The organism is Roseobacter sp. MED193 (assembly GCF_000152965.1).
Classification (GTDB): domain Bacteria; phylum Pseudomonadota; class Alphaproteobacteria; order Rhodobacterales; family Rhodobacteraceae; genus Pseudophaeobacter.
In genome coordinates, this window is sequence record NZ_CH902583.1 from 2,239,892 (window position 1) to 2,264,333 (window position 24,442).

General features: G+C 56.4%; 22 protein-coding genes. 9 read left to right on the top strand and 13 right to left on the bottom strand.

Features of this window, described 5'->3' with window-relative positions; all coding sequences use genetic code 11:
• The first annotated feature begins 9 nt into the window (after positions 1-9).
• A complete protein-coding gene (gene istB, locus MED193_RS13135) occupies positions 10-801 on the top strand; it encodes an IS21-like element helper ATPase IstB (RefSeq protein WP_009810588.1) in 792 nt (263 codons plus the stop codon).
• A gap of 80 nt (positions 802-881) precedes the next feature.
• Here the strand turns inward: istB and flgK are convergent, their stop codons facing one another.
• The 8 genes from flgK to MED193_RS13175 all read right to left on the bottom strand — a co-directional run bounded on the left by flgK (position 882) and on the right by MED193_RS13175 (position 11,878).
• Positions 882-2,327 carry a flagellar hook-associated protein FlgK gene (flgK, locus tag MED193_RS13140; RefSeq protein ID WP_039966183.1) on the bottom strand — a complete coding sequence of 482 codons (1,446 nt, stop codon included), beginning with the start codon at positions 2,325-2,327 and terminating at the stop codon, positions 882-884.
• 44 nt (positions 2,328-2,371) lie between these two features.
• Positions 2,372-3,673 carry a flagellar hook protein FlgE gene (locus tag MED193_RS13145; RefSeq protein ID WP_039966184.1) on the bottom strand — a complete coding sequence of 434 codons (1,302 nt, stop codon included), beginning with the start codon at positions 3,671-3,673 and terminating at the stop codon, positions 2,372-2,374.
• Positions 3,674-3,797: 124 nt separating this feature from the next.
• Complete coding sequence (locus MED193_RS13150) at positions 3,798-4,631, bottom strand: flagellar motor protein MotB (RefSeq protein WP_009810224.1); 834 nt, start codon at positions 4,629-4,631, stop codon at positions 3,798-3,800.
• A 220-nt stretch (positions 4,632-4,851) separates the two neighbouring features.
• Positions 4,852-6,474, bottom strand: a complete 1,623-nt coding sequence (locus tag MED193_RS13155) for a long-chain-fatty-acid--CoA ligase (protein WP_009810225.1) — start codon at positions 6,472-6,474, stop codon at positions 4,852-4,854.
• Positions 6,475-6,492: 18 nt separating this feature from the next.
• The gene (locus MED193_RS13160) at positions 6,493-8,115 is read right to left on the bottom strand and encodes a GMC family oxidoreductase (RefSeq protein WP_009810226.1); all 1,623 of its coding nucleotides are present in this window, start codon (positions 8,113-8,115) and stop codon (positions 6,493-6,495) included.
• 157 nt (positions 8,116-8,272) lie between these two features.
• Positions 8,273-9,784, bottom strand: coding sequence for a heme biosynthesis protein HemY (locus MED193_RS13165; RefSeq protein ID WP_009810227.1), 1,512 nt, complete (start codon positions 9,782-9,784; stop codon positions 8,273-8,275).
• Between the two features lie 10 nt (positions 9,785-9,794).
• A complete protein-coding gene (locus MED193_RS13170) occupies positions 9,795-11,060 on the bottom strand; it encodes a hypothetical protein (RefSeq protein WP_009810228.1) in 1,266 nt (421 codons plus the stop codon).
• Positions 11,061-11,113: 53 nt separating this feature from the next.
• On the bottom strand, positions 11,114-11,878 hold the full coding sequence (locus tag MED193_RS13175) for a uroporphyrinogen-III synthase (protein WP_009810229.1): 765 nt from the start codon (positions 11,876-11,878) through the stop codon (positions 11,114-11,116).
• 75 nt (positions 11,879-11,953) lie between these two features.
• Here MED193_RS13175 and tsaD point away from each other — a divergent pair, with 75 nt between their 5' ends.
• The 5 genes from tsaD to MED193_RS13200 are packed head-to-tail and all read left to right on the top strand — an operon-like array spanning position 11,954 to position 15,149.
• Positions 11,954-13,051: a tRNA (adenosine(37)-N6)-threonylcarbamoyltransferase complex transferase subunit TsaD gene (tsaD, locus tag MED193_RS13180; protein WP_009810230.1), complete on the top strand. Its 1,098-nt coding sequence runs from the start codon at positions 11,954-11,956 to the stop codon at positions 13,049-13,051.
• Entirely contained in the window at positions 13,048-14,010 is a 963-nt protein-coding gene (locus tag MED193_RS13185) for an NAD(P)H-dependent glycerol-3-phosphate dehydrogenase (RefSeq protein ID WP_009810231.1), read from the top strand. The genes tsaD and MED193_RS13185 overlap by 4 nt, the downstream gene beginning before the upstream one ends.
• A gap of 1 nt (position 14,011) precedes the next feature.
• Positions 14,012-14,284, top strand: coding sequence for a YciI family protein (locus tag MED193_RS13190; protein WP_009810232.1), 273 nt, complete (start codon positions 14,012-14,014; stop codon positions 14,282-14,284).
• On the top strand, positions 14,284-14,706 hold the full coding sequence (locus MED193_RS13195; protein ID WP_009810233.1) for an EVE domain-containing protein: 423 nt from the start codon (positions 14,284-14,286) through the stop codon (positions 14,704-14,706). The genes MED193_RS13190 and MED193_RS13195 overlap by 1 nt, the downstream gene beginning before the upstream one ends.
• A 47-nt stretch (positions 14,707-14,753) precedes the next feature.
• Positions 14,754-15,149, top strand: coding sequence for a DUF1761 domain-containing protein (locus MED193_RS13200; RefSeq protein WP_009810234.1), 396 nt, complete (start codon positions 14,754-14,756; stop codon positions 15,147-15,149).
• Between the two features lie 335 nt (positions 15,150-15,484).
• On the opposite strand, the gene MED193_RS13205 is transcribed toward MED193_RS13200, so the two are convergent.
• Positions 15,485-15,826: a DUF2853 family protein gene (locus MED193_RS13205; RefSeq protein ID WP_009810235.1), complete on the bottom strand. Its 342-nt coding sequence runs from the start codon at positions 15,824-15,826 to the stop codon at positions 15,485-15,487.
• A gap of 618 nt (positions 15,827-16,444) precedes the next feature.
• Positions 16,445-17,836, bottom strand: coding sequence for an adenosylhomocysteinase (ahcY, locus tag MED193_RS13215; RefSeq protein WP_039966185.1), 1,392 nt, complete (start codon positions 17,834-17,836; stop codon positions 16,445-16,447).
• 275 nt (positions 17,837-18,111) lie between these two features.
• Between ahcY and MED193_RS13220 the strand changes: the two genes are divergently transcribed.
• Positions 18,112-18,708: an HD family hydrolase gene (locus MED193_RS13220; RefSeq protein ID WP_009810238.1), complete on the top strand. Its 597-nt coding sequence runs from the start codon at positions 18,112-18,114 to the stop codon at positions 18,706-18,708.
• Positions 18,709-18,734: 26 nt separating this feature from the next.
• Here MED193_RS13220 and MED193_RS13225 read toward each other — a convergent pair whose 3' ends face one another.
• The 3 genes from MED193_RS13225 to MED193_RS13235 form a co-directional block, all read right to left on the bottom strand.
• Entirely contained in the window at positions 18,735-19,886 is a 1,152-nt protein-coding gene (locus MED193_RS13225; RefSeq protein WP_009810239.1) for a DUF563 domain-containing protein, read from the bottom strand.
• Positions 19,887-19,894: 8 nt separating this feature from the next.
• Entirely contained in the window at positions 19,895-20,449 is a 555-nt protein-coding gene (locus tag MED193_RS13230) for an ActR/PrrA/RegA family redox response regulator transcription factor (protein WP_009810240.1), read from the bottom strand.
• A gap of 95 nt (positions 20,450-20,544) precedes the next feature.
• Complete coding sequence (locus MED193_RS13235) at positions 20,545-21,162, bottom strand: SCO family protein (RefSeq protein WP_009810241.1); 618 nt, start codon at positions 21,160-21,162, stop codon at positions 20,545-20,547.
• A gap of 141 nt (positions 21,163-21,303) precedes the next feature.
• Between MED193_RS13235 and regB the strand changes: the two genes are divergently transcribed.
• Complete coding sequence (gene regB / locus MED193_RS13240; protein WP_039966186.1) at positions 21,304-22,695, top strand: sensor histidine kinase RegB; 1,392 nt, start codon at positions 21,304-21,306, stop codon at positions 22,693-22,695.
• Positions 22,696-22,784: 89 nt separating this feature from the next.
• A complete protein-coding gene (locus tag MED193_RS13245; protein WP_009810243.1) occupies positions 22,785-24,341 on the top strand; it encodes a PAS-domain containing protein in 1,557 nt (518 codons plus the stop codon).
• Positions 24,342-24,442: the final 101 nt, after the last annotated feature.

A 24,442-nucleotide genomic window follows, 5' to 3' on the forward strand; every position in this document is an offset into this window, starting at 1 on the left:
AGAAGTACCATGCGTCATGACCCAGCAGGAGCCTCAATCGTGATCATGCTGCGCAGTCTCAAGCTCTATGGCATGGCAAATGCGGTAGAAGATCTGGTTGCCCAAGGTGGCCCAGCTTTTGAGGCCGCAACACCCATGTTGTCCCAATTGCTCAAAGCGGAGATTGCCGAACGGGAAGTGCGTTCAATCACATATCAAACAAAGGTGGCCCGCTTTCCGTCGTACAAAGACCTCGCTGGCTTTGAGTTTAGATCCAGTGACATCAATGAAGCGACCGTCAAGCAACTGCATCGGTGCGAGTTCATGGAGAACGCTGAGAATGTCGTGCTCATCGGCGGACCTGGAACGGGCAAGAGCCATGTCGCGACCGCAATCGGTGTTCAGGCCATTGAACATCACAGGTGCAAGGTTCGCTTCTACTCAACCGTCGAACTGGTCAACGCGCTAGAACAGGAAAAGGCGCTCGGCAAGACCGGAAAGATGGCAGAGATGATGACCAAAATTGACCTCGTGATTTTGGATGAACTTGGCTACTTGCCGTTCAGTCCATCCGGCGGCGCACTGCTGTTCCACCTGCTGAGCAAACTCTATGAACGCACCAGCGTCATCATAACCACCAACCTCAGCTTCTCAGAATGGGCCCAGGTCTTCGGAGATGCAAAGATGACCACGGCGCTGTTAGATCGCCTCACACACCGCTGTCACATCCTGGAAACCGGAAACGACAGCTACCGCTTCAAAGCCAGCTCAGAAGCCGCAAAGAAAACACGAAAGGAAACGCCGACATTGACCAAAACATAACCGCTGATACATAAACAAAGGTGGGTCAAATCTCGGTGAAAATACCGGGTCAGTTCTCAACGCAAATCAACAATCATTCATTACATCCTCAGAAGAGTTTGCATCATCTCATCAATAGCCGAGAGCATTTTTGCATTTGCAGCATATGCGTTCTCGATGAGCATCATGTTTTGCAGCTCGGCGTCCGAATCCACACCAAGAGCCAGTTCAGCCTGGGCCAGTTCGGTGTAGCTGGTGGCAGCATAGCTTAGCATGTTGTTGGCACTGTCACTGTCGCGGGCAAAACGCGACATGACAGAGGCACTGAGCGTGTTGAGATCCGAAGAAATGAGGCCCAGCTTCGTCGTTGAAACTGTCCGGTTCTCGCTGATGGCTTCGGAATAGGCAATAAGCTGGCTTGCATCACCAGGGTCACCCTCGGTGGCCGCGTAGAGACCATCACGCAGACGCCAAGTCTCTGCCTGACCATCCATGGCCACCAGATCGTTCAGTTCCAGTCGCGCCGACAGGCCAACTGTGTCGGAAGGATCAAATGCGCCGCCACCGTCGGTAAAGATCCCGGCATCTGTTGCCCCAATTGTCGCATCCAAGGCGGGATCCTGAAAGCGTTCCACCAAATCTCGCGCCATGGCATCCAGATCGTTCTGGGCTTCAACCGTGACATTGTCGCGGATATCAAAGGCCGCAATCAAAGTGCCGCCCCGCAAAGGTCCAGTGCTGGAGGTATCCATTGCAAGCCCGTTGATTTCCAGACCCGACAAAAGCCCATTCGCCTGGGTCATCTGTGGCTCAATCGTGCGGTTCACGTCAAAGCTCAACTCGGCTGCCTTACCGTCCAGCAAGGCAACGCCGCCAACGGTATAGAGCGCAATCCGACCCTGATCACGTTGGACAACATTGACCGGAATGGCCTGGTTTACCGCGTCCACCAGGAGATCACGTTGATCTTCCATCGCCGTGGTATTTGCACCCGTCGCCTGGGAAACGATGATCCGCGCATTGAGTTTCTCCAGCTCTTTCAGCTGAGTGTTCAGCTGATCGACCTGCAGATCAATGGAGGATTCAGCGGCTTCCCGTTGCTGGTTCAACCCTTCAGCCGCATCAGTGATGGATTGAACCACCAGACCTGCCTTTACCGAAAGATCATGAAGACGTTCGGTAGAATCCGGCCGCGATATGGCTTCGACTAAGGCCGAATCAAAGTTCGAAATCTGAGCCGAAATGGACGTACTATCATCGACAGTGCCGACGAAGTTCGACATCCGAGAATAGAAATTGGCATAGACTTCGACCTTGGCATATTCGGCCTCAGCTTTGCGGGTTGTAGATTGCAAGGCTGGATCGATATTGCGTTCCACGTCGCCAATCCTGACTCCAGCCGCGTATTGGCTGGAGGACAGGTTCAGCTTCTGTGAGGAGTAGCCAGGCGTCAGCGCATTGGCCAGGTTCTCCGAAGTTACTTGGGACAACCGCGCATTGGCAGTCAGTCCGGTCATCGCGGAGTTAAGTGCACTTGTGATAGACATGTCAGGCTGCTCTTTCTAAGCCGGAGTCAAAGTATCAGCGGTTATTATCGCTTGATGTTCGTGGTTTCCTGAAGCATCTCATCGACGGTCTGGATCACTTTGGCATTGGACGAATAGGCCCGCTGCGTCTTGATCATATCCGTCAGTTCGGTCGCCACATCGGTGGCAGATTCTTCCTGCGCATAGGAAGCAACTTCACCTGTTGGCCCATCTCCCGCATCCCACAGGAAGTAGGATCCACTGTCTGAAGACGGCAGGTAAGTTTGGTTATCCAGCGATTTCAGGCCGTTCAGATTTGGCACATCCACCAGCGGGATCTTAAAGATGACACGGCTGGCACCTGAATCGTAGTTGGCGCGGACATAACCCTGTGGGTCGACCTCAACACCAACCATGGTGCCCACTTCAGAACCATCCTTGGTCACAGAGGCCGGAGCAAAGGTATCCGAAAGCTGGGTGAAACCATCGCTTTCGCCAATCATGCCCAGATTGATTTCCATCGGGCCGCCATCCACGTTCACCACAACGCTGCCAGTTGCCGGATCATAGGCACCGCCTGACACCGCGGTCACTGAGGCCAGGGAGCCCCCAGCGGTCCGGGAATCGTTGAAGGTCATGGTATATTCCCCGATCACTGCGCCACCAGAGGCGCTGTCAGTGATCTGCATGGTCCATTCGTTTGAGGTCCCGGTTGCAGGCACTGTCGGGGTATAGGTGATACCCAGTGTCTGCGAGCTGCCCAGGTTGTCATAGTATTCAACCGTCATGTTGCGCACGGTGCCAGCGCTGCCCGCTTCGGTATCGGTCGCAGGAAGGTTCACCCCAAGGCCTACATTGGTTGTTGGCTCACCAGTCAGCTGGTTCATGTTGTACTGAACCGGCTCCAGCCCTTCGGCCGTGTCGCGTGGGCCGTCAGAAACAGTTCCATCCGGGTTAGCCGGCCAGCCCAGCAACACCAGGCCAGAATTTGTCGTCAGATAACCATCCGCATTGGTCCGGAACGACCCGGTTGTGGTCATCAGCATGGTTGGTGAACCATTGCCACCTTCGATCTCGGTCAGCGAAGCAACTGGCAGCATGCCACGGCCACTAACGGCAAGGTCAGTCGAGTTATTGGTGCCAACCAGTGGGCCACGCTGATCAATAAGGCGCATATTGCTGGCAGACACACCGCCTGCAGAATATCTGCCACCCGAGGAGCCAACCACCATGGATTGGAAATCCGTCTCTACTCTCTTGTACCCGCTGGTCGACGAGTTCGCGATATTGTCCGAAATTGCGGCCAATGAACTCGCGTTTGCACTCAATCCGGAAACACCGGCATTCAGGGCGGAAGAAATGGTCATGTTGCGCCTTTCTGCTGCAATAAGTCGTTCTTGGAGCAACAGCTAGCGCATCAGCACTTAACGGGCGGCTAACAGATAAAATGCAATTTATACTGCGCCGCCCGAGGGTAGATTTATATGGGGATCACTCGCGGAGAAGGATGATTTCCACACGATTATTCCTAACCGCCATCGGGTTTGTCACCGCAAGTTTTCGGTCTGCATGTCCCGTAATCCGGTGGATTCGGCTGGATTTCATGCCCCCCGATTCGAGCAGTGTCCGTGCGACGTTTGCGCGGGCATGAGACATTTCCCACACTGGGTTCTGTGCCAGAACCACCGGGTGCGACTGGATATGCCCACTGATGGCAATGTCATTGGTCACACTGGCACTGACCCGCGCAACCATGCGCACCAGATCCCGGAACAGAGGCGTTGGCTCTGCGCCTCCAGCCTCAAAGAGACTGACACCGTCTGTCTCAAACAGCTCAACAATCAAACCTTCGTCAGTGACGCGGGTAATGATGTGCCGTGACATCTCCACCGAAACCATGCTTTCACCGCCACGCCCCTGAAGCTGCTCTTCGATAGCACGAAACTTGCTGTCTTCCTCAGCCTTCTCAGCGTCGCTAACACCTGTCTCACCCTGGGCTTTCTGAGCGTCCATTGGATTGATGTCCGACGCACCTGTACCTGACTGCGGCTGAATGTCTTCGGTGAACATGCTGTCGCCCTGGAAGGCGCCATTGCCGCCACCGGAAATCCGGCTCAGCGGGATCGATGGCGAGAAGTAATCCGCCAGACCTTTACGTTGTTTCTCAGTTGTTGCGTTCAACAGCCACATCAACAAGAAGAACGCCATCATGGCTGTCACAAAGTCCGCATAGGCCACCTTCCAGGCGCCCCCGTGGTGACCACCGCCACCGCTGACTTTTTTCTTCTTGATGATAATGGGCGCCAGTCCGTTTTGTGCGCTCATATCCACCACCACTAATTTTCACCCACTATTGGGATATCAGTTGGGGTGTTAAATGGCCCTTAACAGTTAAACTTGCCGGCAGTTAAGACATGTAAAGAGAGGGTTTCACCTGTGCCACGGCCAGTAACGGGCCAAAATCAGCTCTAGAATGGCCGAGCCGTGGTAAATAGAGGGTGAACATTTTGCGCCCCAACTACAAATCAGTGGGGCGCAGAACGGTTTAGTTGTCTTCGAGCAGAATCGAGCCAAAGGATTCGCGCAGTTTATTTTTCAAAACCTTACCAGTCCCGCCCAGAGGCAGCTCGGTCACAAAGACCACTTTGTCGGGGATCTGCCAGCTGGCCACCTTGCCCTCATAGTGGGTCAACAGTTGTTCTTCGGTAAGCGCGCTATCGGACTTAATGGCAATCACCACTGGACGTTCATCCCATTTCGGATGCTGCGCCGCAATGGCAGCGGCCTGGGCCACTTGAGGGTGCGACATGGCGATATCTTCCAGTTCCACAGTCGAGATCCACTCGCCACCAGATTTGATGATATCTTTGGAGCGGTCACGGATAATCATGTAGCCGTCGCCATCAATAGTGGCCACATCTCCGGTATCAAACCAGCCATCCATGGTCAGAGCGCTGGCCTCCTGGCCAAAATAGGTGTCGATGATCCAATGGCCACGAATTTGTAGTTCACCCTGGGTTTCCCCATCATGGGGCAGCACATGGCCGGACTCATCAACTATGCGCAACTCAACGCCATAGGGTGGGCGCCCTTGACCTTCGCGAATGGCACCTTTTTCGGTATCAGACAGATCCTGGTGCTTTTGCAGCAGATGATTCAACGTTCCGAGCGGGCTGGTTTCGGTCATGCCCCAGGCATGGATCAGCTCCACCCCGTATTTGTCACGGAAGGCCGGGATCATCACCGTTGGCAGCGCCGAGCCGCCCACAACGGTGCGAGTCAGGCTTTCGGCCTTGCTGCCGGTTTTCTCCAGTGCCTGCAACAGGCCCATCCAGATGGTTGGCACGCCCAGCGCCAGTGTCACCTTTTCACCGTCGATCAGACGCACTAGGCTTTCTCCATCCAGATTTGGCCCGGGCAGCACCAGCTTGGCTCCGACACCGGCAGCGATATAGGGCACGCCCCAGGCATTGACGTGGAACATCGGGACCACTGCCATCACGGTATCACGCGCCGAAATCGCCAGGCCATCCGGCTGGTTGCCACCCAGCGAATGAAGCACTGTGGTCCGGTGCGTGTACTGAACGCCCTTTGGATTGCCGGTGGTGCCCGAGGTATAGCACAGGCTAGAGGGCATATTCTCATCCAGCACGGGCCAGCTATAGTCGTCAGCCTCAGCGCCAATCAGCTCGTCATAGAACAGAATACCCGGCACCGCCTCGGCAGCCTCCTCATCGCGAGGCCCCATCAGAACGATATGTTTGATGGTCTTGAAGTGTTCTTTCAACTGGCCCACAGCAGGTACAAAAGTGGCATCAATGAACAAGACCTGATCTGCCGCATGATTGATGATATAGATCAGCTGCTCAGGCTTCAGGCGCGGATTGATCGTGTGGCAGATCATGCCTGCCCCTGCGACACCAAAATAGATCTCCAGGTGGCGGCGATTGTTCCAGGCGATGGTACCGCAACGCTCCCCCTGGGCCACACCCAAACGCTCCAGAGCGGCGGCCAGTTTACGGGCGTTTGCCTCGATCTCACCCCAGCTGGAATGCACCACCTCGCCTGAGGTCTCTACCGACGTCACTGTGGTTTCGCCGTGGTAACGACCCGCATGTTCAACCAGAGAACTGATTGTCAGCGGTTTGTGCATCATTTTACCAAGCATTTCGCCTGTCTCCTCATATTATTCTGCGGCAAGCGCCGCATGGCCACGGATCATATCCGCAGCCTTTTCAGCAATCATTATGGTGGGCGCGTTGGTATTGCCGCCTATCAGCCGTGGCATGACAGAGGCATCGACAACGCGCAGCCCCTCCAGGCCCCGCACCTTCAATTCCGGATCGACAACAGCCATGTCATCCTGCCCCATCTTGCAGGTCCCCACCGGATGATAAATCGTATCCGAGCGGGAACGGATGTGCTGCTCCAACGCTGCGTCATCCGGCTCTTCTTTGATAAAGAGTTCTTTATGAATAAAGCCCGCCAATGGTGCAGTCTGCATCAGCTGTCGCGTCTTACGCGCGCCCTTCATTAGCACCGCCAGATCTTCGGGATCGGACAGAAACTGTGGGTCAATGCGTGGCGGTGCCATGGGATCCGCCGAGCTCAGCCCCACCGAGCCCCGCGATTTTGGTCTGAGCACGCAGACATGACAACTGAACCCATGGCCCATGTGCAATTTGCGCGCATGATCATCGACAATTGAAATCACAAAATGCAGCTGGATATCAGCGCGTTCTAGGTGGCTTTCGGTTTTGAGGAAGGCCGCCCCTTCGGCAAAGGGGGTAGAAAGCATACCTGTTCCAGATTTGCGCCAATCGGCCATATGTTTCAGCAGCGACAGACTGCCGGGCAGCGAGATGCCAAAATTGTCGCGATCTTTGCTTTTGTAGGCCAGGGTGAAATCCAAATGGTCCTGCAGATTCTGGCCAACGCCGGGCAGCTCATGCACCAACGTGATGCCATGGGGCTCGATATCCTCAGCCCGGCCAACACCGGAGAGTTGCAACAATTGTGGCGAATTAAATGCTCCGCCACATAGGATCACCTCACGCTTTGCTGTGACCTGCTTCTCCTGGCCGCCCCGGCGATAGGCAACGCCCGTGGCGCGCTTTCCCTCAAACAGCACCCGGCTGGCATGGGCCTTGGTCAAGATCGTCAGGTTGGGGCAGTCCATCACCGGATGCAGATAGGCTGCCGCTGCCGAGCATCGCTCACCATTCCTATCCTTGGCGTGGAACTGAGTGACCTGATATTCGCCGATGCCTTCGTTGTCGCCGCTGTTGAAATCCGCAACCTCGCGGATCTGCAACGCCTGCCCAGCCTCGACAAAGGCGCGCGTTATAGGGCGTGGGGATTTCTGGTTACTGACCTGCAAAGGCCCGCTGTCACCATGCACCGCATCACTGCCGCGTTCGTTGTTTTCGGCCCGTTTGAAATAGGGCAGCACCGCCTCCCAGTTCCAACCGTCACAGCCCAGATCGGCCCATTCGTCATAGTCCTTGGCGTGGCCACGCACATAGAGCATGGCATTGATGGCGCTGGACCCGCCCAGCGCCTTACCGCGCGGCTGATAGCCTTTGCGGCCGTTCAACCCCGGTTGCGGCACCGTTTCAAAAGCCCAGTTGTTGATCTTGGGGCGCCCAGGCAGCATGGCAACAACCGCAGCAGGGGCACGCACCAGAATGCTGTCGCCCTTGCCGCCGGCCTCAATCAGGCAGACCGTAGCAGAAGACTCCTCGCTCAAACGTGCAGCCAATGTGGACCCCGCAGAGCCACCCCCGACAATCACATAGTCAAACTGCATTGCTTCCCTCCCCGAAAACCCTGTGGGTTTAAGCAGAGCCAAGGCAACAAGCGCTGTCCACCCTTACACAGCGTAATTTGAAGCAATCACAAAAAACACAGGCCAAGGGACCGCAATCAGCTCTGTGTTGCTCCTGCAATCCCTCGGTTTAAGCCTGCTAGGCCTTTGCGGCATCGGCCTCTTTTGGCTCACCGCTGTCGGAAGCCTGGCCCTCTGGCGAAACAGGTTCGATATCTTCGACATCAACAATATCCTGCACCACCACGGCGTCAGAGGCCGAATCGGCGGCGGCTGTCGCCCCCGTGATCAAAGGCAGCATATGCACACCTGTGGCACTGGCCACCTCTGGCGTTTCTGGCCGCTGCCAGCTCAGGGTGTCGAAGCTGGTGCAATGTTCACAAACCGGTGCCCATTCCGCATGGATATGGTTGCAATTGGTGCAGAGCCACTGCGGCCCACGTGGCGCCGTCAGCGCCCGTGCCAGCCAGGCCTGGGTCACAGCATTATCAGCGCCCTCGCCCTTCTCGATTGCCGCCATCAAGGTTAGCACTCGCGCATCCGGCGCCCGTTCGACCAGATCACCCAGTGCACGGCGCGCCTCTGGGAAATCCTCGGCAACGATATGCAGTTCAGCCATAACCAGACGGGTTTCGTCATCCTGGGGCTTGAGCCGCGCCAATTGATCAAAGCGTTTCACCCGCTGCGGGGCGGTTTCTTCTGGCTCAACCTCGGCAAAGACATGGGCAAGGTCTGGGTGCGGCTGCGCCTCCCAGGCTTTTTTCAGCACCTTGATGGCATTGCGTTTCTTGCCCTGCTCCAGATAAGCGCGCGCGGCCATAGCCGCCGCCGGAACCAGGTCAGGCGAGAGTCGGTTAGCTTCAATAGCCTGTTCGCGCTGCTCAAGGGAGGCTGCCTCATCTGCAACTTCGCGCGAGGCCGACAGGGCCAGCACCGCATCGCGTCGCTTAAAGACATCGCGCGGCAGTGAGCCAGATTTCAGCTTGGCCGACAGGGTCTTGCGCGCACCCGCCCAATCCTCTGCCTGAGCCTGGAGCTGCAACAGGGTGTCCTGAACCTCTTCGTGCTTGGGACGCAGGGCCAAGGCTTTTTCGGCCAGTTGCAGCGCCGTGTCCTTGTCCCCTTCTGAGAGTTTTTGCTTCATGATGCCACGCACGCCAACAAAGCGGGTGGTCTGATCGCTCAGCAAGCGTTTATAGGCCTCAGCCGCCTTATGGGTATCTCCGGCCATCTCTGCGGCCTGCGCTGTCAACAAATCCGTGAGTTGCGGATTATCAAGATAGCGCGCCGCCTTAGAGGCCTTGGTCAGCGCCAAGCGACCCTCGCCAGAGGCTAGCGCCATCATGCCATCTGACAGCGCCTGATAGCCCTTGCGCTCGCGTCCCTTGTCAAAGTAGCGAGACATCGCCGTCTCATCGCCGTTGAGGAACTTGAGCGTGGCAACCAAGAGCGTCAGCAGCTTGAGGAAGATCCAGACTGACAGCACCAACACACCCAGCGCCAGCACCGATTGCAGCGCCCCAAGGGTATATTCGGTGCCCGCCACGGTGATCTGAACCCCACCCGCAGTTTCCATCAAAATGCCCGCCCCAAAGGCGATCAGCGCCACCAGGGCAACAAAAACCAGAATTTTCAACAATGACCAGAGCATGGCAGCTTCCTTATTTGGCGTTCAGGCTTTGGGCCAGTTGATCAACAGCCGCAATGGCTGCCAGACGTGTTTGGGCGGAGGCCTGCCAAGCGGCAAAAGTCGCTTGGGCCGCCTCGGGCAGGGTCTCTATCTCTGCAAGCGCATCTGCAATAGCGCCAGACTGCACTGCTGCCTCGGCGCGGGACAAAACCGCATCAGCGCCGTCTCCCTCTTGTGGTGTCACCGAACGTGCGCCAAGGTGACGATTGACATAGTCCATCAGACCACCGCTGCCCTTGGTTTCCTGCCGCGCCAGCGCCAATGCCTCACGCGCGAGCGGCGCATAGCCGGCTTGCAGGCCAGACAGCGTGGCAACACCGGCCTCGCCACTTCCGGACAGATCCTGAGGAACAACAACCTGCAGGCTGTGCAGCTCCGCCAGAGGCTCGGCAAAGCTGCCGCCTGTATCCAGCGAAATACGGATTTTTGCCAAAGCCAACTGAGCCGCCGCAATGCGCGCCGCTTCCAGGCTGGCCTTCTCCGTGAGACGGGCCTCGGCCAGCATCTCTTCAACCTCAGAACGCTGGGTTGCCAAGCTTTGCTGCAACTTGGCCAATTCGCCCTCAAAGGCGGCAACCGCCTCGGGAGAAGCCGCATCGGTCAGGGGGCGTGCTTCTATCTGTTCCAGCCGGGCATTTAGATCCGTGATCTCGGCAGAGCTTGCAGAACCCGGCGCCGGAGCATCACGCAGGGCTGATACGGCAGCTTCGAGCACATCAAGACGTGTATTCAAAGGCGCAACATCTGGCAGATCAATACTACCAAGTTGCCCCTGAAGTCCGGCAATCTGTTCTTTCAAGGCTGCTTGTTCCTTGGCATTGGCTGCCATATCGGCCTCATAAGCCGCCTGGTCTATGCCGCCACTGCCCAGAAGGCTGGCAGGCATAACCGAGTTGAGGAACCCGCCCTGGCCAACAACAAAACCAAGCACAGCAGCCACGGCCCCACCAAGAAAGGCTGACCCAAATCCACCACGTTTTTCAATAATACGTTCGATTTCCGGCTGATGCGCGCTTCGTGGCTCTTCGGATTCACTCTGTTCGTCTGAGGTCTCAGTCTCAGAGGAGACCTCTGTATCTTCTTCGCCCAGGTCAAGCGTCTGCGAAGCGCTCTTCTCCTCTGTCAGCTCGTCTGTGGCAGAGCTTTCTATTTCAGAGGATGGCGCATCCTTTGCCCCAAGGTCCTGCGTGTCAGCCTCTGGCTTGATCACATCATCCGCAGTTGTCTTGTCAGCCACACTGGCCTCCCCTTGATTCTCAAATCACTTAAACTCAGCACAACGCCCTGACCCTACTGCGCCGGATTGCCACCCTCAAGGTGCGCCAACCGAACTGCGGCATCACGGACCATCACAGCCATATTGCGAGCATCCGGCATCTTACTTACCTGCAAGTCTTTGTAGTGCAAGCCCTTCAACTCAACTGCCACGGCCTGACTTAACGCAATCAAAGACAAATTAACTTGATCCAGCCCCAGACTGGCAAAATGCCGCGCAGTACGTGGTGAAAAAAGCGGCGTAATGACTCTGTCCTGCGCCCGGATTTTTTGCATAATCTCATCTGTTAGCGGCAAAAGCTGCTGCTCATAGATTGTCTGCCCCTCGCAGGGCAGACCAGCGGCCGCCAAGTTTCGCGCAATATCGCCACGGGTATGGCGCCCGTGCAAATGTAACAGGGGTGCGGCTGGTCTGGCATCCCTAAGATACGCAATCAGTTCTGCTGCTGTGGCTCCGCAACATTGCGCGCGCCACCCAGCCTTTTCTGCGGCTCTGGTTGTACGCTGCCCAACACAAAAGGCTGGCAAGGAGTTCGGCGCCTGACCTGCCGCCAGAACTCCATTGCTGGAGGAGAAAACCACTCCTTTGTGTCCGTCAAAAGCAACCGGCACATCAAGCGCCCGTATCCGCATTAAGGGGGCGTAAATCACATCCAGATGTGCTTGCAGCTCATCCGGCAGCTGCGCCACAAATCCCTGCGATGCTTCGAGTGGGCGCGTCATCAACAGGGCAATCTTGGTGGGTTCAGCACGGCGTTCAGAAACCGGGGCGTTGGTCATGCTTTGGGCTCCTGGGATTGTTTGCCTGCCCTATAGGTGCTAGCTCCACCAGCAATCTGATGCAACGGGTAGACTATGACACAAAGCCTGACACTTTTGGGGCTGGAAAGCAGCTGTGACGATACTGCCGCCGCCGTGGTGCGGCAAGAGCCAGGCCAGCGCGCCGAGGTGCTTTCGTCAATCGTCTTTGGCCAGACCGAACTGCACAGCGCCTTTGGCGGTGTCGTTCCGGAAATCGCCGCCCGCGCCCATGCGGAAAAGCTAGACCACTGCGTTGTGGATGCGCTGGCCGCTGCCGGAGTAACCCTGCAGGATCTCGATGCCATCGCAGTCACCGCCGGGCCGGGATTGATTGGCGGGGTAATGTCCGGGGTGATGTGTGCCAAGGGCATTGCTGCCGCAACCGATCTTCCGCTTGTTGGCGTCAACCATCTGGCGGGCCACGCCCTGACGCCTCGCTTGACCGATGATGTGGCCTACCCCTATCTGATGCTGCTGGTGTCTGGTGGTCACTGCCAATATCTGATCGCCCGCGGCCCCGAGGATTTCACCCGCCTGGGCGGCACCATTGATGACGCCCCCGGTGAGGCATTTGACAAGACCGCGCGCCTCCTGGGTCTGCCACAGCCTGGTGGCCCTTCGGTGCAGAAAGAGGCCGAGAACGGCGATCCCAAACGTTTCCGCTTTCCCCGACCGTTGATCCAGCGCGAAGATTGCAACCTGTCCTTTTCCGGTCTGAAAACCGCACTGATGCGAATGCGCGATCAGATCGTTGACGAAAAATCCGGCCTGACGCGGCAGGACCGCGCCGATCTTTGCGCCGGGTTCCAGGCAGCTGTAGCGGATGTTCTGGCCTCCAAAACCCGCCGCGCGCTAGCAATTTATCTGGCTGAAAATCCCGCCACGCCAACCCTGGCTGTGGCCGGGGGTGTGGCTGCAAATACCGCGATTAGATCCGCATTAGAGACTGTTTGTGCAGAATTGGACACTCAGTTTGTGGCCCCACCTCTGGCCCTGTGCACGGATAATGCCGCAATGATCGCCTATGCCGGCATGGAGCGGTTCCGGGCTGGGGCCCGTGACGGGATGGATCTGACTGCCCGCCCCCGCTGGCCCCTGGATCAAAACAGCCCGGCGATGCTGGGATCAGGACGCAAGGGAGCCAAGGCATGAGCCTCTCTGTGCTTGGCGCCGGCGCCTTTGGCACCGCTCTGGCGATTTCATTGGCCAAACAAGCGCCAGTCACACTTTGGGCCCGAGACGCCGAGCATGCCGCAAAGATGCGGGAAGGCCGCTGCAATACCGCCCGACTGCCGGATATCCCCCTGCCGGAGGCTTTGACGCCCACCAGCGATTTCCACCTGGCTGCCAGTGCCGAGGTGCTGCTGCTGGCGGTGCCTATGCAGAAACTGCGTTCAGTTCTGGAGGCCAACCGCGAAGCATTGGACAGCAAAGTTCTGGTGGCCTGCTGCAAAGGCATTGAGCTGAAAACCGGGCTGGGCCCAATTGCAGTGATCTCTGAGGTCCTGCCCGGTGCCAGATCCGCCTTGCTGACCGGTCCCAGCTTTGCCGCCGATATTGCCCGTGGTCTGCCCACGGCGTTGACCCTGGCCTGTGCCGATGCGGATCTGTGCCGCCGCTTGCAGGAGCAACTGACCACCGCAAATCTTCGGCTGTATCGCACCACGGATACCTGTGGTGCCGAATTGGGCGGGGCGCTGAAAAATGTCATCGCCATAGCCTGTGGCGCCGTGATTGGCGCCGGGCTGGGCGATAGCGCCCGTGCGGCGCTCATGACGCGCGGCTATGCCGAGATGCAGCGTATGGCACTGGCCTGTGGGGCAAAGCCAGAAACCCTGGCCGGCCTCTCCGGCTTTGGTGATTTGACGCTCACCTGCAGCTCAACCCTGTCGCGCAATTACCAATTGGGCCTGTCCATCGGACGTGGCGACGGTTTTGATCCCACTGTCACCGTGGAAGGGGCCGCCACTGCGCGCGCCACCGCAGCCAAGGCCAAAACCATGGGGCTGGATATGCCCCTGACCGAGACCGTCGTCGGATTACTGAATGGTGACTTGACGATTGCTTCCGCCAGCGCTCAACTGCTGGCACGCCCTTTGAAAGAGGAATGAAATGCTGATTGCCCTGATCGCCCGCGACAAGCCCGGCCACCTGCAAACTCGCGTGGACAACCGTGCCGCGCACCTTGCCTATATCGAAGAGACCGGCGTTGTTGCCCAGGCCGGCCCTTTGCTGGATCAGGATGGCGAAATGGCCGGCTCTTTGGTCATTCTCGACATCGAAGACATGGCCGCAGGCGAGGCCTGGGCCGCAGGGGACCCCTATAACAAGGCCGGTTTGTTTGAGGCGGTTGAGCTGATCACCTGGAAGAAGGTCATCGGCTGATGCGCTACTGGCTGTTCAAATCGGAACCCTCCACCTGGGGATGGCCGGATCAGGTCGCCAAAGGTGAAACGGGCGAGGAATGGGACGGCGTGCGCAATTATCAGGCCCGCAACTTCATGCGCGAGATGCGCCTTGGCGATCGCGGCTTCTTCTATCACTCGCAAAAAGAAAAATCGGTGGTGGGTATAGTTGAGGTCTGCGCCGAATCGCATCCCGACAGCACCACCGAAGATGACCGCTGGGATTGCGTCGATATCAAAGCCCTGCGCGCATTTACCCAGCCAGTAAGCCTGGATCAGATCAAGGCGGATCCTAGGCTGGAAGAGATGATTCTAGTGCGCAACTCGCGCCTGTCAGTGCAACCGGTGACAGAAGCCGAATGGCGTGCGGTCTGTGCCTTGGGGCAGACAGAAGCGGATTGATCTGGCAGTCTTTTCATCAAGCGGATGTGTTTGGGAGGAGATGAACCTTGGAAATTCTGAATGTTTTGGCCGCTGCGCTGGCGGGTTTTGCCCTGGGCGCGGTTTATTACGGCATCTTGGCAGAGCCCTGGATGGTTGCCGCTGGCATCAAACGCGGGACAGATGGCAAACCAGAGAGCGGCCAGACCCCGATGATCTTTGCCCTCAGCTTTGTGTTGCAATTGCTGGTGGCCGGCATGATGCGCCATGTCTTTGCCCTGTCCGGGATCACCACAGCGGGTGCTGGCTTAATTGCTGGCCTTGGGGTTGGGTTGTTTTTCATCAGTCCCTGGATTGCACTCAACAACCTCTACGCCGGGCGCCCAGTGAAACTGACTGTTATTGATGGTGGCTATGCCGCGCTGGCCTGCGCTTCTATTGGCCTGGTGCTCTGTCTGTTCTGAACACCAGATCCGGCCAAAGCAACTCAGAGCTGTCTGTCAAAGCCACGCCCTCTTATGGGTAAAATAGAAAAGGGAAGATCCAACCGACAGGTAGGATCTTCCCTTCCACCCCGCGTGCTCCACAGTCCACCACACGCGTATGAAAATTCCGTCCTAGCCGTCCTGGCTGGTTCCTTTGTGGTAGCTCACTTGTGGATGTTTTTGCAAACCCAATGCACGGACAATACCATTCAAATGCAAAGCACCCAGCGATTTTCGCCGGGTGCTTAACTCTCAAGAGCTAGAATTTATATTCTAAAGCAATACCTTAGACAGGATATTGCTTCGCCTCTGGCTTAACCGTAGACAGATTCTTTGCCAAAATGTTTGGTCAGCATGTAGTAGACAACCGCGCGATACTTATTGCGCTCGGACTTGCCATAGATCTCAACAACCTTGCCAATGGCTTCCATCAGCTCCGGACCATCGGCCAGACCCAGTTTTTTGATCAGGAAGTTGTCTTTGACGGTTTCCAGCTCGCTCTCCTGGCTTGAGGCCACGGTGGAGGCATCGGCATTATAGATCGCAGGACCACAACCAATGGTAACCTTGGTCAGCAGGTCCATGTCTGGTTCCATGCCGCATTTGTTTTTCAGATCATCAGCATATTGCGCGATCAGATCGTCTCTCTTACCCATAAACGTTCTCCAGCTACAGTGTTGTGGTCGGCCAAAATCAAGAAATTGCAGAGGCTTAACGAAAGACTAACGCCAGAGCGGCAAGAGACAAAGGAAAAGTTTTGCCAGCTTTTCCCCCCAAGGCATTCCGTGATCTTTACGCGGTGGGTTCAGTCTGACAGTTTTCAAGTTGGATTTGCATGTCAGGACACAAAGGTCTGATGCTATGAAGCGGGTGTTCTTGGTTGCTGCGATTTTAGGCTTGCTAGGAGCAGCTTTTCTGCAATGGCAAAAGCATCGGTACAAACTCATGGTTCAAGATGCAGAGCAGCAATGCAACATCTTGGCAATTTCACACAGCGACACTGACCTGCTGCCTCATGAAGTTGACTGTGCCCTTGTTCACCACGACGTCCTGATGACCTTCAGACTGGGCCCGAACTCCAATTTTTATTGGGACTGTTTGCCCCCGGATCAGGTGATGCTTCAGCGTCTCACAGCCAGCAACTGCAAGTTCTATAAAAGACAATAAAACAGTTCCGAGCACCCAATTCTGACGAACTGGAAGCCTGTCTTACAAAAAAGACGCCACCCAAGGTCTCCCTTGGATGGCGCCATTTTTCAGATCTGGATCAGATCTTAGTAGCGGTAATGCTCTGGCTTGAACGGACCTTCGGGGGTCACACCGATATAGGCGGCTTGCTCAGAGGTCAGGCTAGACAGTTTCACGCCGATGCGTTCCAGGTGCAGACGCGCAACTTTTTCATCCAGATGCTTAGGCAGGATGTATACTTCGTTCTTGTATTCATCGCCGCGCAGCCACAGCTCGATCTGAGCCAGAACCTGGTTGGTGAACGATGCCGACATCACAAACGACGGGTGACCTGTCGCATTGCCGAGGTTCAGCAGACGACCCTCAGAGAGCAGGATCAGACGGTTGCCCGAGGGCATTTCGATCATGTCGACCTGTTCTTTGATGTTGGTCCATTTGTGGTTCTTCAGGTTTGCAACCTGGATTTCGTTGTCAAAGTGGCCAATGTTGCCAACGATGGCCATGTCCTTCATCTCGCGCATGTGCTCGATGCGGATCACGTCCTTGTTGCCGGTGGTGGTGATGAAGACATCAGCGCTGTCGACAACATCTTCCAGACGGACAACTTCAAAACCGTCCATGGCGGCCTGCAGGGCACAGATTGGGTCGACTTCGGTGACTTTCACGCGCGCGCCAGCACCAGCAAGCGAGGCAGCCGAGCCTTTGCCAACATCGCCGTAACCACAAACAACGGCAACTTTGCCGGCCATCATGGTGTCAGTGGCGCGGCGGATACCGTCAACCAGCGATTCTTTGCAGCCGTATTTGTTGTCGAACTTCGATTTGGTGACCGAATCGTTCACGTTGATCGCAGGGAAAGGCAGCTGGCCGTTTTTCTGCAGTTCATACAGACGGTGAACACCAGTGGTGGTTTCCTCGGAAACACCCAGGATCGCTTCGCGGGTCTTGGTGAACCAGCCGGGGGTTTCGGCCATACGCTTCTTGATCTGGGCAAAGATGGCTTCTTCTTCTTCCGAAGTGGGCACTTCGATAAGATCGGTCTCGCCGGCCTCAACACGGGCACCCAGCAAAACGTACAGTGTTGCATCGCCACCATCATCGAGGATCAGGTTGGCTCCTTCGGGGAACATGAAGGATTTGTCCAGGTAATCCCAATGCTCTACCAGGGTCTGGCCCTTGATCGCAAAGACAGGAACACCAGCCTCAGCGATGGCAGCAGCAGCGTGGTCCTGGGTCGAGAAGATGTTGCAGGAAGCCCAGCGCACATCCGCGCCCAACGCGACCAGTGTTTCGATTAGAACGGCTGTCTGAATGGTCATGTGCAGCGAGCCAACGATGCGCGCGCCCTTCAGCGGTTTTTCTTCGCCGTATTCTGCGCGCAATGACATCAGGCCCGGCATTTCGGTTTCTGCGATGTCCAATTCCTTGCGGCCAAATCCGGCTAGCGCAATGTCTTTTACGATATAATCCTCGGCCATGGTCGGCTCCATTCTGGTTACGAGTGCAATTTATCGCCGCAGGTAACATCGCAATAGTTTATAAGCAACGAATATGGGGACATTCCGTGTCCGGAGCCCTCATTTCCCCGCAAAATTTTGCCTCTGAATGTCGAAAACCTCGGGTTTGGGACCCTGGCTCGACGCTGGCGACAGGCCTTTGCCCTCAAAATGCTAAGCGCCATAGGCAAAACCGCTTCCCCAACGAGATGCAAAACGCTAGTCAGAGACAATCGACGCACCACCGGATTTTTTCTATGCCCGCCAAACCCGCCCGCGCCTGGCAACGTATGCTCTCGGGTCGCCGCCTGGATCTGTTGGATCCCACACCCATGGATATCGAAATCAGCGACATCGCCCACGGTTTGGCCTTTGTCGCGCGCTGGAACGGTCAAACGCGCGGGGATTTTGCCTATTCAGTGGCAGAGCATTCGCTACTGGTGGAGGAGCTGTTTTCGCGCATGTATCCCAAGGCCGCTGTGAAATGGCAACTGGCGGCTCTCCTACATGACGCCCCTGAATATGTCATCGGCGATATGATCTCTCCGGTAAAGGCTGCTGTGGGGCCAGGCTATAGCGAGCTGGACCAGCGTCTGACTTCGGCCATCCACATCAAATTTGGCCTGCCTGCGCAGCTGCCAAAGACAGTCAAAGCCCAGATCAAACGAGCGGATAAGGTCAGTGCCTGGATGGAGGCCGTGCAGATCGCCGGTTTTTCTGAGGCCGAAGCCAACAAACTGTTTGGCAAGCCCAAAACCGAAGTGACAGAGGGGCTCGCTATCGATTTACGCCCGCCTCTTCAGGTCCGCCAAGCCTTTGTTGCCCGCCATACGGATCTGCTGAGTAGAATTTGATATCAAAGAAGCCGCTGCCCTGCAGATCAGGAGGGTTTTTCGCGTTTTCGCTTGGGCTTAGCTTCAACAAAACCGCTCTGCCCACCCAGACCTTTGTCTTGCAGAATCTGATTGCGCTCCTCCTCGGACAGGACTTGCCACGCGGCAGTTTCCGAAATGAAGCCCAGACGCGACAGAGTTTCGCCGATGATCTGATGATTCAATTCGCCAAAGCTCAACCGATTGGATTTACCGGATTTTTCAGGCACCCATTCCGCGCGCAGACCGCCAATCACCACCGGATTACATCTGCAAAAACTCTCTACATGCTTTGCGAGCAAGTTATTGGCGCCCGAACTGCGGCGCAGGATCATTGCAACCCTTTGCTCTGGGCGCCCCACCATGGCAAAAAGATGTAGCGCAGACCCGTCAGCGGCAATGACCTGCTTGGCCGCCTTGTAGCGGGCGACCTGGACCGTGAGACTGTGTTCTTGAGGATGAAATATCTCATAGCCTTCAGCCTCTAGCAGGGTTTCCAGCTGTTCTTCCCCCAAAAGCCCCCCTTTGCCTAGGCCCAGCTTCGAGCGTGAGATGTAGATCTTCTCCGGGCCGTCCGCCTCAACATGAGTGGCAAACCTGTCATGAACAGTACGACGAAACTTGCGCGTCCCTACCGTGATTTTGCCCAGGCCAAACCCCTGCCCTGGGACCACCAGTTCCTCGACGCGGGTGGGTCGATCCACCACCTCTATCGGTAGATCCGTACCAAACAGCGACAGGTACTCACGATGATAGCCTCGGACATCTTTGCCGACTTTTGGGCGTTTGGGTATAAAGATGACGCCTCGAATATCATCTTCCACGCTGGGCAGGGCCCAAAGGCGCGAAGAGCTTTCAACTAAGAAATGCCCAAAGTGAGCCCATAGCACCCCACCCCAAAGCCAACGACCCTCCAGGGTTTGCCGGACTTTTCTGGGTCGTTCCGGTTCTATGGAAATCGGGCGAAACTTGCGCCAGAGCGCCGCCTCTGGGCAGTAGCTGCCGTCGGAATAGAGAACCCCCGCCGGCTGCACCAAAGCGCTGATTTTGGGCGGCACTACGCAGGCATCTGCAAGGGTTAGCATTTCTTCAGACCAGCCCCCCGTGGGCAAAGGCTGGTCGTCCGGGTCAAACTCCGGTCCGCTTGTATTATTTGACATCTTAGTCCCTACCGAGGGCTGCGCTTTGCCAGAATACGCTGCAGCGTCCGGCGATGCATATTGAGTCGCCTCGCGGTCTCGGAGACATTGCGATCACACAGCTCATAGATCCGCTGGATGTGTTCCCATCTGACCCGGTCGGCGCTCATCGGATTTTCAGGGGGCGGCGGCAGCTCGTCGTCACCGCTGAGCAACGCATTCATAATATCCGCCGCATCCGCGGGCTTTGACAGATAATCCGTTGCGCCAATCTTGACCGCTGCGACTGCGGTAGCAATGGCACCATATCCAGTCAGCACGACAACTCGGCTATCAGGGCGCTTTTCGCGCAGCACCTCGACCACATCCAGCCCATTGCCATCCTCAAGCCGCAGGTCCACTACGGCAAAGGCCGGCGGGCGCGCTGTCGCAATCGCACTGCCTGCTGCAACCGAACCAGCGGTTTCCACCTCAAAACCACGTTTTTCCATAGCTTTGGCCAAGCGTCGCAGAAAGGGCTCGTCATCATCGACAAGCAAGAGTGACTTATCTGGTCCAATTTCCTGCAGTGCATTCTCGGCCATGCCCGGTTCTCCGCCAATTTTGCATATATTTATACGCTTGTTCTTGAATTTGATACTAGCGACCCGGCCCAGAAGGTCAAACAGCTCATCCCCTGTTACATGTTTTCGACAAAGCAGCTGACCTTGTCAGCAACCTGTTCAGGGGTTTCATCGCGGCGGAAGAAGTCAACAAATCCGATCTCAGGCAGCACCAGATAGGCAAATGTGGAGTGATCAACCAAGTAGTAGTCTTCATCGCCAGGTTGGCGTTTAAAATAGGTCTTATAGGCCCGGCTTGCCGCTTTGACTTGCTCCAGTGATCCGGTCAGGCCAATCATCTTTTCATGCATGTTGTAGGCAAAATCGCCGACCACCTCGGGGGTGTCGCGTTCTGGATCGATCGAAATAAAGACTGGCGTGGTGCTGATGCCGCGTTCCGCGAGCACATCTACAGCCTCCGCATTACGCGACACATCCAGTGGGCAGACATCAGGGCAGAAGGTATATCCAAAGTACACTAGGGATGGTTCGGTAAAGACGTCTTTGTCAGTAACAGTCTCCCCCTTGCTGTTGATCAACTCGAACGGGCCGCCAATTGCATCGCCACCGCTCGCGATAGCACTGCCGCGACACTGGGCAAACTGGTCTGCGTCACCGCCGCGCGTTAACAACCAGGTACCGCCTGCCAGCGCAGCGACAAAGAGAACAGCAAGAATTGAATAGAGGCGAGCCATGTGATCACACTTTATGTTTAAGGAGGAGAGTTGATCGTTTCCGTCGCCAGACCTATCAAGAAACACAGACAATGCAAGCAGGCCAAAGGGTCACAGATCCGCGAGCCATCTTGAACCTTCCAAAGCTCCAGGAGCTCTAGCATGCGCGATACAGAATTTAGCTTAATGCTGGGTGAGGAGCGCAGCCACTGGATTCGCCTGCGAACCCTGATCATGCTGCGCTGGTTTGCCATTGCCGGTCAGCTCATTGCCATCACCGTGGCGCAGAAGCTGTATAATCTGCAACTGGAGCTGGGCCTGTGCCTATTGGCCATTGGCGTTTCAGTGATCAGTAACTTGCTGGCGATCTTTGTGTTCCCGGAAAACAAGCGCCTGTCGGAGTTTGAGAACTTTCTGATGGTCCTGTTCGACCTGCTGCAATTGGGGTTCCTCCTTTATCTCTCTGGGGGGCTGCATAATCCCTTTGCCCTGCTCGTGCTTGCTCCAGTGACCATTTCCGCTGCCATGATGGGACTTCGTTCCACCCTAATCATTGGGGGCACTGCCATCATCCTGGTGACCTTGATGGCCGAATTTCACATGCCGTTGCGCACGGCCCAGGGGTTCGTTCTGCGCATTCCGGATGTGTTCATCTTTGGCAACTGGACAGCTATTGTGATCGCCATCCTGTTTATTGGCGCCAACTCCTTTCGCATCAGCACTGAAATGCGGCGCATGTCCGATGCGGTCTCTGCGACCCAATTGGCCCTGTCACGGGAACAAAAGCTCACCGATCTGGGCGGCGTGGTTGCCGCCGCCGCCCATGAACTGGGGACCCCGCTTGCGACAATAAAACTTGCCAGCGGAGAGTTGATCGACGAGTTGGAAGACCATCCGGATCTGCGCGAAGATGCGGCGCTTATTCGCGAACAGGCTGAGCGTTGCCGCCATATCCTGCGGGACATGGGCCGGGCGGGCAAAGACGATCTTCATCTGCGTCAGGCACCCCTTTCAACAGTGATCCACGAGGCGGCTGAGCCCCATCTCAATCGTGGCAAGGAAATCCAGTTTGATGAGGGCCCGCTGGAGCACGGCAGTTTTCAGCATCCAACCATACTGCGCAAACCAGAGATCATTCACGGGCTGCGCAACCTCGTGCAAAACGCCGTTGATTTCTCCCGCTCGACAGTTTGGATTGACGCTGCCTGGAACGATGAGCGGATCTGCCTGACCATCGGCGATGACGGGCGCGGCTTTCCCTCCCATCTATTGGGGCGGATTGGCGATCCATTCATGAAACGGCGGCGCAGCGAAAGTGACCGAAAACAGCGTCCTGAATATCAGGGGATGGGGCTGGGATTGTTCATCGCCAAAACTCTCCTCGAACGCACTGGCGCCGAGCTCACATTCACCAATGGCGCCACCAAGCCGCAGCCCCATCCGCAGGACCGCTGCGGTGCCATCGTAAAGGTCTCTTGGCCCCGCAGCAAAATTGACGCATTGATAGGAGAGAACGCCGTACCAAAAGGGGAAAATAAATGGATAGAAATTTAACTGTTCACTTTTAGGTAATCAATTAAACTACAGTTAACCATTTTCGAGCCATCATAGGGAAAACAAGTACTGACGAGAGGCAGGACAAAATGCAGAATATCATCTCGATCGAATGGTTGATGCTGGCCACACTTTGCTGCGCCACTGCAGCCGTCGCCGTCTGGTGGCTCTCGCCTGAGCAACGTTCCAAAGGCATGGAACAAGATCTGTTGGTTGGCGATGGGCGCACCGATGCGGTTTTTCTCTTTGATGACACCAATCTGATTGGCTGGTCATCGGGGGCACGCAAGTTCATCGGCGAACATGCAGAGCATTTCAGTTGGAACATGCTGCGGGACCAATTGGCCCGCAATTACCCAGGCCTGCCTCAAAGTCCCGGCTTTCTCAAAGATGTCGGCCCCTTGGTTCTTTCTGGAACCGCTTCTGCCGAAAGCCGCGAGGCCCACTGCGAATGGATTGATGGTATTACCCGTGTCCAACTGCGCCGCAGCACCCTGGAAGAACAAAATAAGTCTTTGGACCAAGAGCTCACCACCCTGCGCGCAGCAGTGCATCAGGCCCCCTACCCGGTCTGGCTGCAATCCGACGAAGGTGCCGTGACCTGGACCAACCTTGCCTACGATGATCTTAGCCAAAAACTCCGCGGTCGTGACGCAGAATTCTCTGAACCCCTGTTCGATAATCTGGATGAGCCAAAATCCAGCGGCAAGGCTGAGCGGATCTCGATCCCGATGCCGGATACCACCAAACGCCTGTGGTACAATATCTCAACCACCGAAACCGAGGCCGGCTGGCTGTGCCATGCAGTGGATGTAAACGCCGTCGTCGATGCCGAGGTCGCCCAGCGCAACTTTGTGCAGACCCTAGCCAAAACCTTTGCCCAACTCTCTATTGGGCTGGCGATCTTTGACCGCAATCGTCAGCTGGTCCTGTTCAACCCTGTTTTGATTGACCTGACCGCGCTGCCAGCTGGTTTCCTCAGTGCGCGACCCACCCTGATGACCTTCTTTGACCGCCTGCGCGATCAACGCATGATGCCAGAGCCCAAGAACTATTCCAGCTGGCGTCACCAGATTGAAGACCTGCTTGAGGCCGCTGCCGAAGGTCGCTACCAGGAAACGTGGTCTCTACCTTCGGGCTCGGTCTATTCTGTGTCAGGACGTCCGCACCCCGATGGGGCTATTGCCTTCCTGTTTGAAGATATCACCGCCGAGGTCACCCTGACTCGCCAGTTCCGCTCTGAGCTGGAAATGGGCCAATCAATCATGGATCAGATGGGCGAAGCAATTGCGGTATTTGCCAATGACGGCACCATGACCTTCTCGAATGAGACCTATCACGCCCTGTGGAAAATGGACCCCGATGCCAGCTTTGCAAAGGTCTCCATCATGGATGCGGCCCGCATTTGGCAAGACACCTGCACGGCGACCCCGGCCTGGGGTGAGATCCGCGACTTTGTGGCAGGCAGTGATGGGCGCACGCCCTGGTGGACCCAGGTGCAACTGCGCGATGGTACACCGCTGCTGTGCAAAGTGACCGCAATCCAGAACGGTGCCACAATGGTCAGCTTTCAAACGCCAGAACCAGGATTACCCCCCAAGGAACAACAAAAATTTGCCATTACGGATCAAGGCGGCTCTGCCTGACTCTTGAGGCCTTTTGACAACCCCAAGGACCCAGAAGGGCGCGATCACCAGGTAAGGGATTGCGCCCTTCGCGCTTGCAGCCGGTGCAGCCCAGAGGCATT

Coding starts and splice junctions, on each gene's coding strand:
- istB (WP_009810588.1), top strand. CDS start 10: ATGCGTCATGACCCAGCAGGAGCCTCAATCGTGATCATGCTGCGCAGT.
- flgK (WP_039966183.1), bottom strand. CDS start 2,327: ATGTCTATCACAAGTGCACTTAACTCCGCGATGACCGGACTGACTGCC.
- MED193_RS13145 (WP_039966184.1), bottom strand. CDS start 3,673: ATGACCATTTCTTCCGCCCTGAATGCCGGTGTTTCCGGATTGAGTGCA.
- MED193_RS13150 (WP_009810224.1), bottom strand. CDS start 4,631: ATGAGCGCACAAAACGGACTGGCGCCCATTATCATCAAGAAGAAAAAA.
- MED193_RS13155 (WP_009810225.1), bottom strand. CDS start 6,474: ATGCTTGGTAAAATGATGCACAAACCGCTGACAATCAGTTCTCTGGTT.
- MED193_RS13160 (WP_009810226.1), bottom strand. CDS start 8,115: ATGCAGTTTGACTATGTGATTGTCGGGGGTGGCTCTGCGGGGTCCACA.
- MED193_RS13165 (WP_009810227.1), bottom strand. CDS start 9,784: ATGCTCTGGTCATTGTTGAAAATTCTGGTTTTTGTTGCCCTGGTGGCG.
- MED193_RS13175 (WP_009810229.1), bottom strand. CDS start 11,878: ATGACCAACGCCCCGGTTTCTGAACGCCGTGCTGAACCCACCAAGATT.
- tsaD (WP_009810230.1), top strand. CDS start 11,954: ATGACACAAAGCCTGACACTTTTGGGGCTGGAAAGCAGCTGTGACGAT.
- MED193_RS13185 (WP_009810231.1), top strand. CDS start 13,048: ATGAGCCTCTCTGTGCTTGGCGCCGGCGCCTTTGGCACCGCTCTGGCG.
- MED193_RS13190 (WP_009810232.1), top strand. CDS start 14,012: ATGCTGATTGCCCTGATCGCCCGCGACAAGCCCGGCCACCTGCAAACT.
- MED193_RS13195 (WP_009810233.1), top strand. CDS start 14,284: ATGCGCTACTGGCTGTTCAAATCGGAACCCTCCACCTGGGGATGGCCG.
- MED193_RS13205 (WP_009810235.1), bottom strand. CDS start 15,826: ATGGGTAAGAGAGACGATCTGATCGCGCAATATGCTGATGATCTGAAA.
- ahcY (WP_039966185.1), bottom strand. CDS start 17,836: ATGGCCGAGGATTATATCGTAAAAGACATTGCGCTAGCCGGATTTGGC.
- MED193_RS13220 (WP_009810238.1), top strand. CDS start 18,112: ATGCCCGCCAAACCCGCCCGCGCCTGGCAACGTATGCTCTCGGGTCGC.
- MED193_RS13225 (WP_009810239.1), bottom strand. CDS start 19,886: ATGTCAAATAATACAAGCGGACCGGAGTTTGACCCGGACGACCAGCCT.
- MED193_RS13230 (WP_009810240.1), bottom strand. CDS start 20,449: ATGGCCGAGAATGCACTGCAGGAAATTGGACCAGATAAGTCACTCTTG.
- MED193_RS13235 (WP_009810241.1), bottom strand. CDS start 21,162: ATGGCTCGCCTCTATTCAATTCTTGCTGTTCTCTTTGTCGCTGCGCTG.
- regB (WP_039966186.1), top strand. CDS start 21,304: ATGCGCGATACAGAATTTAGCTTAATGCTGGGTGAGGAGCGCAGCCAC.
- MED193_RS13245 (WP_009810243.1), top strand. CDS start 22,785: ATGCAGAATATCATCTCGATCGAATGGTTGATGCTGGCCACACTTTGC.